This is a genomic window from Actinomyces bouchesdurhonensis, assembly GCF_900128465.1.
In the GTDB taxonomy this organism is placed as follows: Bacteria; Actinomycetota; Actinomycetes; order Actinomycetales; family Actinomycetaceae; genus Pauljensenia; species Pauljensenia bouchesdurhonensis.
Map to the genome: position 1 here is coordinate 373,349 of NZ_LT635869.1, position 17,718 is coordinate 391,066.

The following is a 17,718-nucleotide window of genomic DNA, read 5'->3' on the forward strand; positions in this document are numbered from 1 at the left end:
GCGCGACCGGGTCGTCTACTCAGGCCATGCGTCAGCCTCGGTGCCAGGCGCGCGCCAGGCGCTTGGTGCGCACGGAGGAGACTAACCAGTTTGCGCTCAGACACGCCAGCGCCACCCACACGACGCCCATCGCAACCCAGCGGATCGTCGGCACGCTCTCGTGAAAAATGAACACGGCGACCAGGAGCTGCAGGGTAGGACCCAGATACTGCAGGAACCCCATCGTTCCCAAAGTCAATCCTCGCGCCGCCGAAGCGAACATGATGAGCGGGACCATCGTCAGCGCACCAGCGCCCACCAGGAGCGCCAGGTGAAGGCCCCAGGACACCCCGGCCTCGTCAGTTGAAGCGGCGATCACGTGGAACGACGTGGAGGACGTGGCCGCCAGGAACGCGTAATAGCCGATCAGGAAAGGAGAGACGGCAGCTGTCTCAATCACCATGCCGGCGAGCGGATCGACCCTCGTAGCCACGTCCTTTTTGACGAGGGAATACAAACCGAACGTCAGGGCGAGCGTGAGGGAGATGATAGGGACCGCGCGCTGCCCGACGATGAGAATGACGACGGCAACGATGCCCAAAGCCAGGGCAACTTTCTGGATGGGGCTGACCCGCTCGCGCAGCACGACGAGGCCCAACGCAACCGTCACGAGAGGGTTAATGAAATAGCCGACCGCCGCGTCCGTCGTGTGGCCGCTCATGACCGCGTACACGTACACCGACCAGTTGACGACGATGAGCGCGCCCGCGACGGCCAGACGCCACAGCGCCCCCCGATCCGCGATGAGAGCGCAGACCTTGCCGAGCGAACCCGTCAGCGTCAGCGCAAGCAAGCAGAAAAACAGGCCCCACACCGCCCGGTGGACGATCACCTCGACGGCGCCAGCGGGGGACAACAACGAGAAGTACAGGGGGAAAAACCCCCAGATCAGGTAGACGATAACGCCGAGGGCGAGGGCGCGTGGGTCGTTCTTCTGGGTGCTCACTCCCCTAGTGTACGGAGCCGCCGCGCGCCCTGGCCGAGACGCTCATTGCTCTCCGTTCGTGTCGCAGACGTCGTGCTCGGCGAGGTAGCGTTCGATCACGTCGTCGGGCAGTTACGTTTCCGTCCACCAGGTGTGGAGAATCCCGCCGCCCAGGAGAAGGCTTCCAATCGCTACGATGTACGGTTTCACGATCAGTCTCATAATGAGGCAGTTTGTTCATTCCGACGTTAACCCAGTCAGCAACCGACGATCCGAATCAACTGTCGGCCATGCCGTCGATTATTCCTGCGATGATGTCGTCACCTGCGGGACGGGGTGGCAGACGCCGACTGGCACATGACCGCTGTTCTTGGCGTTCATGTCGTCGTTGAACTGTTCGGCGAGCTGGACGTTAACAGCGTTTTGGTCGTCGGCGTTGGCGAAAGAATTGTCTGCGTTTGTCAGAGCGTACGAGATCTTGGACATGATCGTCGATGCCTTACCAAGCGCCATGGTCATGGAGGTGACCTTGGATACCAGCTTGTCCTGGTGGCGAGAACCCGAGTCGGGTGCCCACACTCCCGCAGAATAAAGGGTCTCCGACGCGGAGGCCGCCTTGTCGATGGCGCGCTTGACTTCTTCACGGTTCCACGAGACGCTCATTGCTCTCCGTTCGTGTCGCAGACGTCGTGCTCGGCGAGGTAGCGTTCGATCACGTCGTCGGGTAGTGGTGTGCCGTTCTTATCCAGCAGGTTGTGGCGCTTGCAGAACTGGTAGTGAGCGTCGACGAGGCGGGGGAGCGGGAAGGGGAGGAGATAAATAAGACCTACGACGATCGGAGTAATGAAGCAGAGCGAGAGCACTGTGATGACCGCGTCAGGAGCACCGAGTTCGCTCGCAACAGCGAGAGGCGCACCCAAGATCAGTGAAATTGCGATGAGGGGGCGCGTGACGGCCTGAGAGTTTCTCCCAATCGCTGTGGCCGAAGAGATCCGTCTCCACATGATGGCTAGGGCGGAATCCGTGTACGTTTCCGTCCACCAGGCGTGGAGAATCCCGCCGCCCAGGAGGAGGCCCACGATCGCTGCGATGTACGACTTCATGATGATGCTCCCCAGTGGAATAGGTGACTGATGCCAGAGTTAGCGATGTCGGACAACGTTGAGCCCGCCCAGCTTCCGGCCATCCCGCCGACCACTCCTCCGATGATTCCCCCCGCCAAGACTCCCAGGGGTCCACCGAAGGCACCGATCGTGGCCCCCAGCTGGGCGCCATAGGTGGCCCCGGCCCACCCGAGCGCACCTGTCGTAACTCCCTTGACGCCGGCCCGCGTGATCTTCTCGCCCTCGCCCATCTCCGGATGGTTGTAGGAGTCGGACTGGTAGGAGTCGTAGGCGGTGAGTGCCCCGTCAAGGACTGCCATTGCGCCGCCGGCGATCTTGCCTCCCTTTTCCAGATTGCGCAGCACACCAGGCGGCTTGGGGGCTCCGCCGCCACCGGGACGCATCCCCGCCGGCTTCCAATTCGCGAGGTCGCCGGGAGCGGTGAGCTTCTCCCACCTCGATAAGCTGTTGAATTTCGGTGGCTTACGGTAGCTGGCGTGATGACGGAACAAAAATGCAGCCCTCGTCGTGTCGGCAGCTGTCGAGCGCAAGCCCTGTCCCCACTCGATGGTCTTCAGGACCGCGTGCCTGTCGCCGAGAGGGGGAACGACAATGCCGACGAGCTGGTCGAGGACGCCTCCGAGCGTGGCATCCCACCAGGAGGCGTCAATGGCGTCGAGGGCATCGGAGAGTTCCCATTCCCCCGCGTCATAGCAGCTGGTGTTATATCGCTCTCGATCGTGCAGGGCGTTAAACTGATCGATGCTGTACTGGGTGGCGTTGGCCCTGAGTGTCACGGTTGTCGAGGTCCCGCTTGTGGTGACGCTCATCCCAAAAGTGGTGGCATCTTTCGCGATTGCGACGTACTCATCGCGCACCCTCGCCATCCCGTCGTGGGCATTGCGAAGCGCTTGGCGCAGTTTCGCCACCTGGCCGTGGAGGTCGTCGAGAACCTTCTCCGTCTTATTGAGGTGATCGTTGGCGTAGAACACCAATTCTGCCGTCTGGACGTCGATCTGGTTCCGTGCCTCTCGCGTGTCCGTGCTCGCCGAATCGAGTGCTGTCAACAGGGGGTCGAACTGTGCGTCCGCGGAGGACAGGGAATCGACGTTGATGGGGAACGTCCACGAAAACGATCGCGCGGGGGAAGGTGGACCGTTTGGCACGTTGATAGACGGACCTTCGGGCTGGGAAGTGACCGGACATACTTCAACGAGGTTCTGATTCGAGGCCATGATGATCTTTCGCGCTAGCGCATCGACATGCTGCTGCTCCACACTATATTACCGTATGGAAAATTGAGTAATGTTCCGTCAGGATGTGGTTTGCCGGCGAGGAAACTACGAGCGGGAGCCTTTCGGTGTGCCGGGAGGATCCCCGGCCTCGAACATGAACGGGGGTGGGAACCCTCTCGGATTCCCACCCCCGGTGCACAGGCGTGCGCGGCGCGTCAGTTGGAGTTCTTCATGAAGTTCCACGCGATGACGAGGACGGCACCCACCGGCTTGTTAGACGTGGCGACATCACGCAGCTCACTTTGCGACAGGTCGGCCCCGTACTCCATGAAACCACCGAACCCGCGGACAGCCTGATTGACCGCATCATCCGTCGCCTCCAGCAACGTCAGGTTGCCGTAGGTGCGGATGGTCGACACATGCCACCCAGTGGAATCCCTCACCGTGAAAATACCCAGGCGCTCCGGATTAACCAGGCCCTCAGTAAAACGCACGGTCTGGCTCCTCCTGCTCGAGCTACGCGAACTGTACCCGTAGCCAAAGTCCGGATACGAGTACGTCACCGTGTCATCGTTGAACGAGACTGAGAAGTCGCCCGCCGTGATCGACGTCGTCCCAAAGTTCACGATCGAACCGCCGTTGACCTTCGTGGAACTCAGACCCCAGTCGATCTGAACGTTCGCCCCGATCCCGTTCGTACCCATGCCCCGACCCGAACGGGATGAGGACGAACCGGTATCTCCATAAACCGCGGCGATGCGACGCTCAGGCAGATCCAGGAAACGATAGAAGTCCTTGTCGGACATGCTGGCCCCGTCACGCAGCGCATCCACCATGCCAGAGACAGCCTCCTCCGGAGAGGACGCCCCCTCAACGTCGGTGAAGTCAGCGTCGTAGTGAGGCACGACCGAACGATCACTACCCAACGTCTGCTCAGCCATCGTCATCGAAGGAGACAGGTACCACCGTCCCCCCTCGTTGACGGCGACGAGCGTCAGCTTACCGTCCGGGAACGAATCCAAAATGTTGCCGTAGCGCATGATCGGGTTGAAATTGATCTTGTCCCTCAACTCGTCGAAGAAATCGTTCTCCCCTTGCGTCAGACTCGTCCCCTTAGCCTCCGCGTAGCGCGAACGGAGTTTATCCGCTAGCTCCTGCCTGATCACAATGTCGCCCGTCCACTGAGTGATGCGGATGAGAGCAATCTGATCTGATTTCTCATCGACCGTATACCTCATGTCCGACTCGGCGATGACGATCGCGTCTAGGTACTCCTTGAGTGCCTCAGGACTCGTCATCTTCGACCAATCCGTACCACCGTCAGCCTTGTAATCCTGCTGCCATGCCGTCGCGGCAGCGAGCTCCGAGGGCGGCAGGGCGCTTGCGAGCGACTCCAGTGACTTGGTATCGAAAGCGTTTTCGATGCTCGCAGCCAAGTCGTCGGGGGTCGAGTAGCCGCCCGACGGGAAGAGGACGCGGGTGATCGCATACGCTCCACCGCCGATGACGACCAGGGCGGCGACAATGATCATGGCGAGTAGAGCCATCGGCTTGTTGCGCTTCTGGGCGGGCTGCGGGAGCATCTGGCCCGAGAACTGGTTCACCTCGGGAGGAGGGGGCATTTCGCCCGGAAACTGATTCACCTCGGGAGGAGGGGGCGTCTGGCCCGAGAACTGGTTCACCTCGGGAGGAGGGGGTATTTGTCCCGGAAACTGGCCATTATTTCCCGGCTGACCGCTCTGGTCGCCAGAGTATTGGTTGGACATCGTTGGCACCTTTCACCTATGGGAAGTAATTACCGATTGTGCACCGTCCCTGTGTGGATAGCAAGTATCCAATGTAATACAGGCATGAGATGCATCCTGGCCTACAACCGGCCCTCCCGCAGTACAAAGCTCCGCAGCGGCAACGCCACGGTGCGCCCTACTACGCCAAAGAAAAAGCGCGACACCTCAGGCGGTGTCGCGCTGGAAGAACAGGGGGTACGCGAAGTGCGCGCCCCGAAGCGGCTCAGGCGCGCGTACGGGCGATCGAGAGGATCGCGGGGGAGAGGATCAGGGCGGTCAGTGCGACAACAATCGCGAGAACCGCCGACGCGACGGAGCCAACATGGAGCGCAGCGGCCATACCGAGACCCGCAAGGATGACGATGAGGGCGATCAGGACGGAAGCCGAGGTGGTGGCCTGCGCCATGGTGGGAGCGGTTTCGGCCTTGACGATTGTGTTCATGGTGCTCTCCTTCGCAATATTTTCGCGCGGAAACGCAAAGCGCGCCCCGCACGCCAGCGTGTTATGTGGGCCGGTAGGCCCGCCTCGCCCGGGTGGGCGAGCGCATCAAAAAACGGGGCCGACATGTGGTCGCCCCCGTTGGTGCACCACCAATGCTAGGTCCAAATAACCGCACGGTCTATACCGCACAAGCACTTGTAAGGGACTGCACAGGGATCGCGCGGACGCGCCATGAAGGAGACGGTTATATCGAGGAAAAGCTGCGTCGAAGAGCACCAAGAAATGGCACGCTCATGCACGTGTGCCCGAGTGGGGAATCCACTCGGGCACACAGCTCACTCGGCTCGTGCCACATTCTTGGCTTGGAGGCCCTTCGGCCCCTCGATCGCCTCATATTCGACCTTCTCGCCATCTGCCAGAGTTCGGCGTCCAGATTGGCCGACGATGTGTGAATAGTGCACGAAGACGTCGCCAGAGCCGTCATCGGGAGTAATGAACCCGAAGCCTTTGGCGTCGTTGAACCATTTGATGGTCCCGGTTGCCATGGGTCCTCCTGCGTGTTCGCCCCAACGCTGGGGCATCGACCGGTCCCGCCTGCGGAGACCGACGCGATCCCGCCCGCGCGCCCGGCGTCTCTCACGCGTCCGCGCAGCGTTCGAAATCACACTCTTACGGTACCGCACTTCAACTCAAAATGTGTTTGACCTGCGAAAACATGATGAAGTAATTGTCGGTGTGGCGGTGCTACTTGTCTCCGCTCAGGCGAACCGGGACGATCGCCTGCACGTCCTCGCCCTCGAAGGGCACGTTCCCTATCGCCACGTCCACCCCGAAGACTCGAGCGAGGGTGTCCGCGTTCATGACGGTGGACGCCGGACCCACCACGGCCTCGTGCGTGGAGGAGAAAAGCGCGACCTGGTCCGCGACGCGCAGGGCGTGCGCCGGGTAGTGCGTGTTCATGATGACTGCGAGACCTCGGTCCCGCACGAGACGCTCGAGGAGTCCCAGGACGATCAGCTGGTTACGGAAGTCGAGGCCGGTTTCCGGCTCGTCGAGCACGAGGACGCGCGGGTCGGCAACCAGTGCCCGGGCGATGAGGACCATCTGGAATTGGCCGCCCGACATGGTCGCGCAGGGCATGTCGGCCAGGTGGGAGGCCCCCACCTCGTCGAGGACGTCGTGGGCCATGCGCTCCTCCCGTGCGCCCGGCTGGGCGAGGGTACGCATGTGGGGGGCTCGCCCAACCATCACCATCTCGAGGCCGGTGAGCGCCACGTTGGAGGCGTTGCGTGCCTGCGGAACGTAGGACAGGACGCGTCCCAACGCCCGCGTCGACATCGACGAAATGGGGACGCCATCGATGAGCGTGCGACCACTGTCCCACTTCTGCAGGCCAATCATGGTGCGCAGCAGCGTCGTCTTTCCCGCGCCGTTGGGCCCCAGGATCGCCAGGAGCGAACGCCTAGGCACCTCGAAGGACACGTTCGTCAGGATCGGGGAAGGGGCACCCGGATAGGTGAAGGTCGCGTCCTCGACGCTGATCATCGCGCTCCCCCCGTCCGACGCAGCAGCACAATAAAGAAGGGCGCACCGATGATGGCCGTCAGGATCGAAATGGGGATCTCCGAGGCCGACAGGGATCGTGCGAGCGTGTCGATGACGATCATGAGCGCCGACCCGAGCAGCAGCGAGACCGGGATGACCGCGCGATTGTTCTGCCCGCACAGCATGCGCGCGCAGTGCGGCACGAGCAGGCCGACCCAGCCGACCTGGCCGCACATTGAAATGACCGAGGCCGTGATGACCGTCGAGGCGACAATGAGGACGGCGCGCATGAGGGACACGTTCACGCCGGCCGATCGGGCCTCGTCCTCTGAGAGGGAAAGAATATTGAGCTGCCAGCGCAGCGCCACGATGACGACAACACCCGCAATGATGAAGGGGGCGCCCAGCGCGATCTGGTGATAGGTGACCGCTGCGAGCGAACCCATCAGCCAGTAAGTGATCTCGGGAAGCTGACTCGTCGGGTCGGCCGTCAGCTTCAGGAGCGAGAGGACCGCGTTCGCCAGGGCGGAGACGATGACCCCGCCGAGCACGAGCGTGATGACATTGAAAGAACCCGTGCGCGTGCGCGAAATAGCCGTCGTGAAAGCCATCGTCGCCAGGCCCGCCGCGAGGGCCGCGGCCTGCACGCCGATCAGGTTCCAATCCAGCAGCAGTGCGATCACCGCGCCGACGCACGTGCCCGCCGCGACGCCCAGGGTGTCCGGCGTGGCCAGGGGGTTGGAAAACAGTGACTGGAAGGACGCGCCCGCGACGGACAGACCCCCGCCGACCAGAATCGCCACGATGATGCGCGGCGCACGCAAGTCAAACACGACGGAGTTAACGCGCGGAGACACCGCAGGGCCTCCCCAGAACCTCGCGCGCAGCGCCGCGACCACGTCCTCCAGAGACACAGAAAAACGGCCAATCAGCATGGCCGCCGCCGCGCACACAACAATGAGAACGACCAGCGTGGGAACCACCCACACGCGCAGCCGCCCATTCCTGGTCAACACAGACGTCATGATCTCCTCTCCCCGACGCTTACCGAGCGTCTCACGCACAAGGTGCCCCGGCCTCGTCGATAGGGAGACGAGGCCGGGGACAGGAATCAGGACGCGGCGTCCGGGTTGACGATTTGACGGGCCTGCTCGTCCGTGAGCGTGAAGTTGTACATCTGCTGGTAGTAGTCCTTCGTCATGGCTACGAGATCAACGTCGGAGAACTGCTCCGGGTACAGGGACGCGCCGATCCAGTTCGCGACGATGGGAGCATCCGGGTTGGGGGTGAACCAGTTCCACATGCCCAGGCCCGTGGAGTAGACGCGGCCGGACTTCACGGAGCTGAGAGTCGAGAAATCCACGCCCTCAACCGAGTTCGACAGGACGGAGTTCGCCGTCATATTCGACATGCCCTTGCCGGTCACGAGGAGGACCTGGGGATCCCACGTGAGAACCTGCTCGAAGGTCACGGGCGTGTGCGATGTGTCCGTGTCGCGCGAGACGTTCGTGTAGTTCAGGGAGTCGGCCCATTCGTTGGTGAACCAGCCGTCCTTGCCACCTGCGACCGCGAGCTGACCGTCGGCCGCGCCCATGAGCACCATCGTCGAGACGCGCTGGTCCTCGGGGACCTTCGCGGTGCGCGCGCGGGCGTCAGCGACCAGGTCCTTGCCGAGCGCGATCTTATCGGCCATGTGGCCGTCCTCGTTAAAGACGTCCTCGAGGAGCTCCATCCACTCCGTGTACGTCTCCGACGGGTTCCCCATCGTCGTGAAACCAACGGCCGGGATACCGGCCTTACGGAACATCTCGGCATGTTCCTTGTTGAAGGCGTTGTAGAAGACGACGTCCACGTTCAGGTTCAGCAGAGCCTCGGCGTTGAGTTCGCCCTTGTCGTAGTAGCTGGTGTCCACCTGCATCATCTCGGGTGCCATCTCGGCGGCGATCGTCTGGCTCATCGCCTTGACGCGGGCGGCGCTCATGCCCACCAGGTAGGGGGCCTTGCCGTCGAAGTACGCCAGGTAGGTGGATTCGATCGGGATCTGGTCGATGGCGACGCGGGTGATCTTCTCGGGCAGGACGACCTCGTTGCCCGCGTGGTCGGTAATCGTGCGCGTGGACGAGGTCGTGGCCTCCTGGGTGGTCGCCTCCGATTGGGAGGTGGTGGAGCCGGAGCCGCCCGCGCAGGCGGTGAGGGCCAGGGTGGCGGTGGCCAAGATCGCGGTCAGTGTGGCGAGGCGGGTTTTCATCGGGTCCTCTCGTGTTTTAGGGATTACGAGGGAGATGCTACACAAAATTAGGTGCCCCTCACAAGGTTAAGTGTGGCATTATGACACGGTGTTTTTTCCTGGGTGACCCGCGGGCGCTGTCGTTGTGTGAGACGCAGCAACGGCCTCGTCGATCGCATCGCCCAGGATGAGGACGCAGATGTGCACGCCTCCTCGTAGCCTGACGGTGTCGGGCGAGGGGCCCGGCGCGAGTGGAAGGAACGTGTCATGGGTGAGACTCTGAACCTGGAGCGGGCCCTCGTCGTCGGGGTGGCGTCCAGCGCCCTGTTCGATCTGGCGGAGTCGGACGCGGTGTTTCGCGAGAAGGGTGAGGAGCGGTATCGGGAGTATCAACGCGACCATCTCGACGACGTGCTCGAACCCGGCGTCGCCTTCCCCTTCATCCGGCGCCTCCTGGACCTCAACGACCTGTCGGATCGCGAGCGGCTCGTAGAAGTTGTGATCCTCTCGCGCAACGACCCGGAGACGGGAATGCGGGTGATGCGTTCGGTTCGCAGCCGAGGGCTGGACATCACGCGCGCGATCTTTATGCAGGGGCGCGCACCCTACCTCTATATGGGGCCGCTGCGCATGTCCCTCTTTCTCTCCGCGAACGAGGCCGACGTGCGCGAGGCGACCGAGCTGGGGTTTGCGGCCGGGCACGTCGTGGGCCGATCTGTCCCCGACGACGGGGACTCGGACCTGCGCATCGCCTTCGACTTCGACGGCGTGCTGGCGGGCGACTCCTCCGAGCGCGTCTTCCAGGACAGGGGGCTGAAGGAGTACCAAGAAAGTGAGAGCGCCCTTGCCGAAGTGCCGATCGAGCGCGGCCCGATGGCGGATTTCTTGGAGAAAATCAACAGGATCCAGGGGATCGAGGATGCTCGGTGCGTCAGCGACCCACAGGGGTACCGGCGTCGGGTCCGCGTCGCCGTCGTGACGGCGCGTAGCGCCCCCGCTCACGAGCGGGCGATCAATTCGATCCACCAGTGGGGGCTGCGCGTCAACGACGCCTTCTTTCTGGGTGGCCTCCCAAAGGGGCCCATGATCGAGGTGCTGCAGCCGCACATCTTCTTCGATGATCAGCGCCGCCACGTCGACGGCGCCTCCCTCTCAACCCCGAGCGTCCATATTCCCTTCGGAGAAATCAACCGGGAGTAAGTGCTGGGGCGTGTGTCGTTAGCCCACTGTCGGAGTCGCTGACGATCAAAGCGGGGTGGGTGTTGCGTGCGCATGCAACACCCACCCCGCCTATGTCTCGGTTGAGTTTTGTGGAAAATCCTCGTCAGTCGTCCAGGTGCGCGATCGCGTAGTCGGCCTCTTCTTGGGTGAACTGCTCGCCGTACTCGCTGACGAGCTGCTCGCGAATCGCCTCGTCGGACATGTTGAGCGTTTTCTCGTACTCCTTGGCCTTAGCCAGGGCATTCGCGTTCCAGTCGGCCTGGATGTTGTCGATTGCGTACTGCGCTGCCTCAGGGGAGAATCCTTCAAACTCGCTGGTGAGCTGGTCGTAGATTCCTTTCTTCGACATGTGAAGCGTCTTGGAGTAGTTCTCCGCGGACGTCAAAGCCTTGCGGTAATCGCGTGGAACGTCGTCCTTGTTCGGGTTGGTCGTCGACGGCGACTCGGTGGTTGGATTGTCCGTCGGCTTAGCGTCGTCCGTGTCGTGGTGGACGAACAGCGTGATCTTAGCGTCCTTGCCGATAGTCGTTCCGGCCTCGGGGGTCTGCGAAGTGACGGTCCAGTTCGTCACGTCGAGCACGACTTTCTTGCCTGCCTCGTCCTTGAAGGCGATGTCGACCTTGCCAAGTGCTTCGAGCGTTGCGCGGGCCTCGTCTCCTCGCATGCCGACGACGTTAGGAACGGTGATTTCTGCGCTTGATTCGGTCGTCGTGGATGTCGTTGAAGGCTCTGCGTCCTTGGTGCTGTTCTTGTTCTTGGGGGTCGTCAGGCTTCCGATGAGGACGAGGCCGACGAGGATGGCAATGACGATGAACCACCACGTTTTGTAAAACGGCTTGGTCTGAGGGGGTGTCACCTGCTGAAAGGGTGGGTGAGGGGCACTCGGGGAGGTGTTTGGCGTGTTGTTTCCGAGGCCGTCCTGCGGTGTTGAGCTTGTCATCATGGCTCCTGTGTCGAGTGGGCTTAGTGAGTAAGCTTAGTGATGTGTGCCATGTTTGTCAACAATTAATTACTTCAAAATCTTGGACTTGTCAGGTGCCTTGTGGCGCTACCAGCTGCTGTGTCGTGGATGATCCCGGCCCGGCGGTCGCAGATGTGGGTGTGGCCTGGGAGACTAGACGCATGAGCTCATCCGCGCGCGATGCCCGCCGCCTCACCCCCGTCGAGGTGGCGACCGCCGGCGCGCTCTCCGGCCTGGCCGTCACCTTCGGTCTCATCGCCGCCGTCACCCCCGTCTTCCAGCTCCTCTTCCAAGTCGCCACGGCCGTCCCCCTCGCCATGGCCTCCCTCAAGCTGCGCCCCCGCGCCTCCGTCGCCGCCTTCGCCTCCACCGTCCTACTCGCCATCGCCGTCGGCGGATTCGCCACCGCCGGGCGCTCCTTCCAAGCCGCCCTCATCGGCCTCGTCATCGGACACCTCCACAAGAAACGCGCCTCCTGGGCGGCCGTGAGCGCAGTCGCCGCCGGCCTCGGCGTCGTCTGGGGAGTGGGCACGGGCGTCGCCTTCCTCGTCCTGTCCGACCTGCGTACCCTCGGCCTCGAAAGCATCCGCAAGAGCCTCGACGGCCTCCTCAACCTCATCGCACACATCCCCCACTCCGGCGGCTTCGTCGACGCGGGGCATCGGCTCGGCCAGTGGNNNNGCTCCAGCGCCTCGCGCTCGCGGGCGCGCTCGCTCGCTCCCCGCGCCTGCTCATCTCCGACGAATCCACCGCCATGATCGACCGAGACGGGCGCGCCGAAATCCTCGACCTGCTCGCCTCCCTGCCCGCGCGCGGCATCGCCGTCGTCCACATCACGCACGACCCCGCCGAAAGCGCGCGCGCCGACCGCGTCATCACGATTCGTAGCGGCCGCATCCTCTCAGACACGCGCACCGGGGCTACCGCCTCGCTCACCTCCATCGACCAGGCCAAGGCCAGCCCCGCCCAGCCGGAAACATCCCGGGAAACCCACGGGGACACAGCACGACAGGGGGGCGCGACTGGCGACGCGCCCCCCGCCTCGTCCCTCAATGCCGAGGGTGAGCGCATCTGGGGCTCCCCCAGCCTCATCAACACCGAACACCTCTGGGCGGACCGCGTCGCACACACCTACGATCTGGGTACCCCCTGGGAGAAGCCGGTCCTGCGCGACGTCAGCCTCATCCTCGATCCCGGCCAGGCGATGCTCATTACCGGGGACAACGGATCGGGCAAGACGACTCTNCAACTGGGGTTATAGGACACTACGTGTTGCTGGAAGGGTGACTTTTTGGCTTTCTGGTGCGGGAAAGTCGGTGTTTTAGTTGGTTGGGACCAACTATGAGGATGGACAGATCGTGTTGCTGGAAGGGTGACTTTTCGGCTTTGTTGCGCGGGAAAGTCACTTTTTTAGTTGGTCGTGTTTGCCTCGTTCTTGTGAATACTGCATTGTGCCCTGTGTGTGGCTGTCCCATGATCCGTCACGGTAGGACTTCGTCAGGTCGTCAGCGCTGGCGGTGTAAACCCTGCAAAATTACGACGCTGAACGAAATTGACNTGAGCGTCGACGTTATCACCGCGATTCTGTCCGCCACCTCTCGCGGAGCAGCCGAGACGGGGCGTGCCATGTCGATGCGCGGGGCGATCTCGGTCGACGGTGGGCGCCTGGACGGCGGACGCGTGCGGCTCGGTTGGGTCGACGTCTGCGTCATCGCAGCGACCTTGTTGGGGGTCGCTGGCGTCGTTGCGTGCCGGTTGATGTCGTAGCCTGCGAGTCGCATTTTTTGTTGCAGTAACTGGATTTAGTGGCTCATGCGGACGAATGTGTGTCCTGGGTCATGTTGTGCTGATTTGACGCGGGGGTGGGCAAGCCCCTATTCTTTCTGGGTACGCGCGAGTGGCGGAATAGGCAGACGCGCACGGTTCAGGTCCGTGTTCCAGTGATGGAGTGGGGGTTCAACTCCCCCCTCGCGCACGATGAAACCGCAGATCCTTCGGGATCTGCGGTTTTTGTTTTCNCCGCCCTGGGGGGCTGCCTGCTGGTAGCCGCCCTGCTGCTGGCCGCGGTTGTCGGACTGGTAGCCGCCACCACCGCTGGGGGTGGTGCGGGTGACCTGCGCGCGTGCGCGACGCAGGGAGGGGCCAACCTCGTCGACCTGCAGCTCAACAACCGTGCGACGTTCACCCTGCTGGGTGTCGTACGAGCGCTGGGTGAGGCGACCCTGAACGATGACGCGCATACCCTTGCGCAGCGACTCGGCGACGTTCTCGGCGGTGTCGCGCCACACGGAGCAGCGCATGAAGAGAGTGTCGCCGTCGCGCCACTCGCCGGCGTTACGGTCGTAGGTTCGTGGGGTGGAGGCCACCGTGAAATCGGCGACCGCGGCACCGGACTGCGTCCAACGCAGCTCGGGGTCAGCGGTCAGGTTACCGATGATTGTGATGACGGTATCTCCGGCCATGTCGGCTCCTCGGGCTTAGGGGTGGTGTCGGCTCAGTGAGCGTCGGGGCGCAGGAGCTTCGTGCGGAGAATGGTCTCGTCGATGCCCATGCGGCGGTTGATCTCGAGAGCGACCTCGGGGGTCGTGGTCATGTCGATGACGACGTAGATGCCCTCAGAACGCTTGAGGATGTCGTAGGCAAGGCGGCGCTTGCCCCAGATGTCAACGTTCTCGACGGAGCCGCCGTTGGCAGCCACGGGCGCCAGGTACTTCTCCATCGTGGGGGCGACGGTGCGCTCGTCGATCGAAGGATCGAGGATCACCATCAGTTCGTAGTTACGCACGTTGGTTCCCACCTCCTATGGTCTTTGCGGTCACGGACGGTCCGTGACAGGAGGGCGTTGCGTAAGGCCTTGGGGGCCTGCTGGACCGCCCACGGGTGCGGACAATCCAGCTGCTCAGTTTACACGGGTGGGGGCGTGTCCGCCAGGGAATTTCCGGTCACGGTGGGGTACGCGGGGACGAGGCCGGGGCCGGTAACGCGGCAACTCTGACGCTGGTGCAGCGTCGTTTGGGGACGAGGCCTGGGCTGGCCACGCGCACGCGGGCAGGTAACGCGGAAACTGGCGTGGGGCGAGAACTTTGTCTCAGCCTCGTGAGTGGCGTTAGAGTGAGCGAGCCCCGTACCCGTTTGTGAGTGCCCGCATACCCGTGTAGACGGCCGAGTAGGCGAGCCACACGAGGGCGAGGGCCAGGGATGGGGTGGACGCGAGCGTGGCGGAGTGGGCGATCAGCCACAGGAGGGGCGCGTAGACAACAAGGTTGAGGACGGACACGCCAGCGAGGTAACGTCCGCGGCCGGCCCCGATGAGGATCCCGTCCAGGAGAAAGACGTAGCCGGCGACGGGCTGGAAAACAGCGCTGACAATGATGGCGACGGTCGCATAGTCAATGACGGTTTGGTCGTTCGTAAAGATGAGCGTGATCCACGGTGCGGCAAAGGCCAGGACGACGCCGACGGCGACGCCGAAGCTAACGCCCCACCGCGACAGGGTGCGTAGGATGGGCTGGATCGCGCCGCGCTGGCCGGTGCCCGACGCGAACCCGGCGAGGGCTTGAGCGGCGATCGCGAGGGCGTCGAGGACGTAGGCGGCGAAGCTCCACAGGGTCCACACGATCTGGTGGGCGGCGAGGGCCTGGGTGGAGATCGCGGTGACGGCGCTCAGGGTTGCGAGGAGTGCGACGCGCAGGGCGAGGGTACGCACGAGGAGGGGAGTACCTTCGACTGCAGCGCCAACGAGACCGGAGGTGGAGGGACGCAGGCTCACCCCCTGGCGTCGGGCGGCGCGCACGATGATCCACGCGAGGAAGACAGCCATCAGCGTCTGCGTGATAGCGGTGCCTAAGCCAGAGCCGGCGACCCCGAGTCCGAGCGGATACATGAGCGTCCAGTTGGCTACTGCGTTGAAGGCGGCGCCCGCGGACGCGGCGACCAGCGGGGTGCGCGTGTCTTGGAGTCCGCGCAGCGTGCCGGTGGCTGCCAGGACCACGAACATGCCGACCAGGCCGGGCGCGGAGGCGCGCAGGTATGCCAGGGCGTGTGGCAAGGTGGTGGCGTCGGTCCCCAGCCAGGAGAGCAGGGGAGAAGCGAAGAGGGCCAGGAGGACCGCGGCGACGACGCCGAACCCGCCAGCGAGCCACATGGCCTCGACCCCGGAACGCAGCGCGAGGTCGCGTCGGCCTGCCCCGAGGTGGCGTCCCGCCAGCGAGGTAGTCGAGTAGGCCAGGAAGATGAACAAACCAACCGCCGTGTTTAGGACGGTCGCGGCGATACCCAGGCCTGCCAGCTGCGGGGTGCCCAGGTGTCCGACCATCGTGGAGTCGATGACGGTGAAGAGCGGTTCAGCGATGAGCGCACCCAAGGACGGTAGGGCCAGGGAGAGGATTTTCTTCGTCGTGATCGTCGGCATTGACGAGGCCTTGGTTCCCTCATCGGAGGATGGCGAGGTCTGCTCCGCCCACTCGCGATTGCTGCTCATAACACGCTCCTCTGTTTGTCCACAACATGTGCACAGGCCTGTGGAAAGCGGTGCACACGGAAATTGTAGGTGGCTCAATGAATGACAATGATGTGACTGTGATGAGCATATCTGCCCTGACAGGGCGGTCATTTCGCCCTGTACACAGGCGGATTCGGCGTTGTGCACAGGTTATCCACAATATGTGCACATGTTCGTGCACAGTGGCGGTCGCGCGAACTCATGCAACGCGTTAGTCTTCGCCTGACGGCTCCCTATCCACAAAGTCCGCATGCTGCGCGGACCCGCGTGAGGGACCCCAGCCTCGGCCCCACCCGCCCGCAAACCCGAAAGGATCACGATGCCCGACGATCAGTTCGACCGCGTCCCCCCGCAGGACATTGACGCGGAAATGAGCGTCCTCGGCTCGATGATGCTGACAAGTGAAGCCGCCAACGCAGTGTCAGAAATGCTGCGCGGAGAGGACTTTTACCAGCCCAGGCACGAAACCATCTTCGACACGATCATTGAACTCAACGGTCGCGCTGAACCCGCCGACGCCATCACCGTCGCCGGCGAACTCAAGCGCGCGGGCGCCCTGTCCAAAGTGGGTGGCGCCGCCTACCTGCACAGCCTCATCGCCTCCGTGCCCACCGCCGCCAACGCCACCTACTATGCGCGCATCGTGCGCGAGCGCGCCATCATGCGTCGTCTCGTCGCCGCGGGCACACGCGTCGTTCAGCTCGGCTACGCGGACGCCGGCGGCGACGTCGACGAGATCGTCGACCAGGCCCAAGCCGAGGTCTACGCCGTCTCTGACGGGCGCGAAACCAGCGACTACGTGTCCATGGACAAGATGAGCACGGATATTCTCATCGCCCTCGAAGACATTGAAAAGAACCAGGGCAAACTCAACGGCGTCCCTACCGGCTTCACCGACCTGGATGAGCTGACCCAGGGCCTACACGGCGGCCAGATGATCATCGTCGCCGCGCGTCCCGCCATGGGCAAATCTACTCTCGCCCTGGACTTTTGCCGCTCAGCGTCCATGAGACACGGCGTCACCTCCCTCATTTTTTCGCTGGAAATGAGCACACAGGAAATCGCGATGCGCCTGCTGTCCGCCGAGTCCGGGGTGCGTCTGTCCAAGATGCAGGCCGGCAAAATGAACAGCAACGAATGGCAAAAGGTCGCCGAAACCTCCTCGCGCATGAGCGCTGCGCCCCTGTACGTCGACGACTCCGCGAACATCACGATCTCCGAGATCCGCTCCAAGTGCCGCCGCCTGAAACAGCAGGAAAACCTGGGCCTGGTCGTCATCGACTACCTCCAGCTCATGACGAGTGGCCGCCAGGTCGAATCCCGTCAGCAGGAAGTCTCCGCGATGTCGCGAAACTTGAAGCTCCTGGCCAAGGACCTCGACATCCCCGTCATCGCCGTCGCGCAGCTGAACCGTAACTCCGAGGGCCGCACCGACCGCAAGCCCATGATGAGCGACCTGCGCGAGTCCGGCTCGCTCGAACAGGACGCGGACATCATCATTCTGCTGCACCGCCCCGACTACTACGACAAGGAAGATCGCCCCGGCGAGGCCGACATCATCGTCGCCAAGCACCGCGCGGGCGCGACCGCGACCGTCACCGCTCTCTTCCAAGGCGACATGGCGCGCTTCGTCAACTACACGGGACGCCCCGAGCCCGGCGGCGGCGGAGAGTAAGGGGCTGTTTGCCCGGCCGCCCGCCTGATCTCCGACCGCCGCGGGGCTTGCCCGCCC

16 protein-coding genes, 1 tRNA gene and 2 pseudogenes are annotated in these 17,718 nt (G+C 63.4%); 5 read left to right on the forward strand and 14 right to left on the reverse strand.

Annotated features, from left to right (window positions below; translation table 11 throughout):
* Positions 1-31: 31 nt before the first annotated feature.
* From rarD to BQ7477_RS10120, 10 genes are all read right to left on the reverse strand, one after another.
* Complete coding sequence (gene rarD / locus BQ7477_RS10075; protein WP_073983774.1) at positions 32-985, reverse strand: EamA family transporter RarD; 954 nt, start codon at positions 983-985, stop codon at positions 32-34.
* Positions 986-1,264: 279 nt separating this feature from the next.
* Positions 1,265-1,627: a hypothetical protein gene (locus BQ7477_RS10080; RefSeq protein WP_073983775.1), complete on the reverse strand. Its 363-nt coding sequence runs from the start codon at positions 1,625-1,627 to the stop codon at positions 1,265-1,267.
* Positions 1,624-2,067 carry a hypothetical protein gene (locus BQ7477_RS10085; protein ID WP_073983776.1) on the reverse strand — a complete coding sequence of 148 codons (444 nt, stop codon included), beginning with the start codon at positions 2,065-2,067 and terminating at the stop codon, positions 1,624-1,626. Before BQ7477_RS10085 ends, BQ7477_RS10080 begins: the two co-directional genes overlap by 4 nt.
* Positions 2,064-3,344, reverse strand: a complete 1,281-nt coding sequence (locus BQ7477_RS10090; protein WP_084795793.1) for a hypothetical protein — start codon at positions 3,342-3,344, stop codon at positions 2,064-2,066. The genes BQ7477_RS10085 and BQ7477_RS10090 overlap by 4 nt, the downstream gene beginning before the upstream one ends.
* 173 nt (positions 3,345-3,517) lie before the next feature.
* Entirely contained in the window at positions 3,518-5,068 is a 1,551-nt protein-coding gene (locus BQ7477_RS10095) for a hypothetical protein (RefSeq protein ID WP_073983777.1), read from the reverse strand.
* Between the two features lie 244 nt (positions 5,069-5,312).
* On the reverse strand, positions 5,313-5,531 hold the full coding sequence (locus tag BQ7477_RS10100; protein ID WP_073983778.1) for a hypothetical protein: 219 nt from the start codon (positions 5,529-5,531) through the stop codon (positions 5,313-5,315).
* A 335-nt stretch (positions 5,532-5,866) separates the two neighbouring features.
* Positions 5,867-6,076, reverse strand: a complete 210-nt coding sequence (locus BQ7477_RS10105) for a cold-shock protein (RefSeq protein WP_073983779.1) — start codon at positions 6,074-6,076, stop codon at positions 5,867-5,869.
* Positions 6,077-6,275: 199 nt separating this feature from the next.
* A complete protein-coding gene (locus BQ7477_RS10110; RefSeq protein ID WP_073983780.1) occupies positions 6,276-7,076 on the reverse strand; it encodes an ABC transporter ATP-binding protein in 801 nt (266 codons plus the stop codon).
* Positions 7,073-8,101, reverse strand: a complete 1,029-nt coding sequence (locus BQ7477_RS10115) for a FecCD family ABC transporter permease (protein WP_073983781.1) — start codon at positions 8,099-8,101, stop codon at positions 7,073-7,075. Before BQ7477_RS10115 ends, BQ7477_RS10110 begins: the two co-directional genes overlap by 4 nt.
* 86 nt (positions 8,102-8,187) lie before the next feature.
* A complete protein-coding gene (locus BQ7477_RS10120; protein ID WP_073983782.1) occupies positions 8,188-9,324 on the reverse strand; it encodes an ABC transporter substrate-binding protein in 1,137 nt (378 codons plus the stop codon).
* 246 nt (positions 9,325-9,570) lie between these two features.
* Between BQ7477_RS10120 and BQ7477_RS10125 the strand changes: the two genes are divergently transcribed.
* Positions 9,571-10,503: a 5'-nucleotidase gene (locus tag BQ7477_RS10125; protein ID WP_073983783.1), complete on the forward strand. Its 933-nt coding sequence runs from the start codon at positions 9,571-9,573 to the stop codon at positions 10,501-10,503.
* Positions 10,504-10,627: 124 nt separating this feature from the next.
* Here the strand turns inward: BQ7477_RS10125 and BQ7477_RS11705 are convergent, their stop codons facing one another.
* Complete coding sequence (locus BQ7477_RS11705; protein ID WP_234968800.1) at positions 10,628-11,380, reverse strand: Ltp family lipoprotein; 753 nt, start codon at positions 11,378-11,380, stop codon at positions 10,628-10,630.
* 266 nt (positions 11,381-11,646) lie between these two features.
* Here BQ7477_RS11705 and BQ7477_RS13150 point away from each other — a divergent pair.
* The 3 genes and pseudogenes from BQ7477_RS13150 to BQ7477_RS10155 all read left to right on the forward strand — a co-directional run.
* Positions 11,647-12,647 (forward strand): annotated as a pseudogene (locus tag BQ7477_RS13150) (DUF2232 domain-containing protein); the annotation flags it as partial.
* A gap of 185 nt (positions 12,648-12,832) precedes the next feature.
* Entirely contained in the window at positions 12,833-13,252 is a 420-nt protein-coding gene (locus BQ7477_RS13155; protein ID WP_420884443.1) for an IS1/IS1595 family N-terminal zinc-binding domain-containing protein, read from the forward strand.
* A 124-nt stretch (positions 13,253-13,376) separates the two neighbouring features.
* Positions 13,377-13,460: transfer RNA gene (locus BQ7477_RS10155), tRNA-Leu, on the forward strand.
* A 46-nt stretch (positions 13,461-13,506) separates the two neighbouring features.
* Here BQ7477_RS10155 and BQ7477_RS10160 read toward each other — a convergent pair.
* The 3 genes and pseudogenes from BQ7477_RS10160 to BQ7477_RS10170 all read right to left on the reverse strand — a co-directional run.
* A pseudogene (locus tag BQ7477_RS10160) lies at positions 13,507-13,947 on the reverse strand (single-stranded DNA-binding protein); the annotation flags it as partial.
* A 32-nt stretch (positions 13,948-13,979) separates the two neighbouring features.
* Entirely contained in the window at positions 13,980-14,270 is a 291-nt protein-coding gene (rpsF, locus tag BQ7477_RS10165) for a 30S ribosomal protein S6 (protein WP_009058013.1), read from the reverse strand.
* Between the two features lie 321 nt (positions 14,271-14,591).
* The gene (locus BQ7477_RS10170; protein WP_073983787.1) at positions 14,592-15,965 is read right to left on the reverse strand and encodes an MATE family efflux transporter; all 1,374 of its coding nucleotides are present in this window, start codon (positions 15,963-15,965) and stop codon (positions 14,592-14,594) included.
* A gap of 340 nt (positions 15,966-16,305) precedes the next feature.
* Between BQ7477_RS10170 and dnaB the strand changes: the two genes are divergently transcribed.
* The gene (gene dnaB, locus BQ7477_RS10175; RefSeq protein WP_073983788.1) at positions 16,306-17,661 is read left to right on the forward strand and encodes a replicative DNA helicase; all 1,356 of its coding nucleotides are present in this window, start codon (positions 16,306-16,308) and stop codon (positions 17,659-17,661) included.
* Positions 17,662-17,718 lie beyond the last annotated feature (57 nt).

What these genes read in the sequence shown, in the direction of transcription:
- BQ7477_RS10105 (WP_073983779.1), bottom strand. Translation starts at nt 6,076, where the DNA reads ATGGCAACCGGGACCATCAAATGGTTCAACGACGCCAAAGGCTTCGGG.
- BQ7477_RS10125 (WP_073983783.1), top strand. Translation starts at nt 9,571, where the DNA reads ATGGGTGAGACTCTGAACCTGGAGCGGGCCCTCGTCGTCGGGGTGGCG.
- BQ7477_RS10095 (WP_073983777.1), bottom strand. Translation starts at nt 5,068, where the DNA reads ATGTCCAACCAATACTCTGGCGACCAGAGCGGTCAGCCGGGAAATAAT.
- BQ7477_RS10115 (WP_073983781.1), bottom strand. Translation starts at nt 8,101, where the DNA reads ATGACGTCTGTGTTGACCAGGAATGGGCGGCTGCGCGTGTGGGTGGTT.
- BQ7477_RS10120 (WP_073983782.1), bottom strand. Translation starts at nt 9,324, where the DNA reads ATGAAAACCCGCCTCGCCACACTGACCGCGATCTTGGCCACCGCCACC.
- BQ7477_RS10085 (WP_073983776.1), bottom strand. Translation starts at nt 2,067, where the DNA reads ATGAAGTCGTACATCGCAGCGATCGTGGGCCTCCTCCTGGGCGGCGGG.
- dnaB (WP_073983788.1), top strand. Translation starts at nt 16,306, where the DNA reads ATGCCCGACGATCAGTTCGACCGCGTCCCCCCGCAGGACATTGACGCG.
- BQ7477_RS10100 (WP_073983778.1), bottom strand. Translation starts at nt 5,531, where the DNA reads ATGAACACAATCGTCAAGGCCGAAACCGCTCCCACCATGGCGCAGGCC.
- BQ7477_RS10110 (WP_073983780.1), bottom strand. Translation starts at nt 7,076, where the DNA reads ATGATCAGCGTCGAGGACGCGACCTTCACCTATCCGGGTGCCCCTTCC.
- BQ7477_RS10170 (WP_073983787.1), bottom strand. Translation starts at nt 15,965, where the DNA reads ATGAGCAGCAATCGCGAGTGGGCGGAGCAGACCTCGCCATCCTCCGAT.
- BQ7477_RS10080 (WP_073983775.1), bottom strand. Translation starts at nt 1,627, where the DNA reads ATGAGCGTCTCGTGGAACCGTGAAGAAGTCAAGCGCGCCATCGACAAG.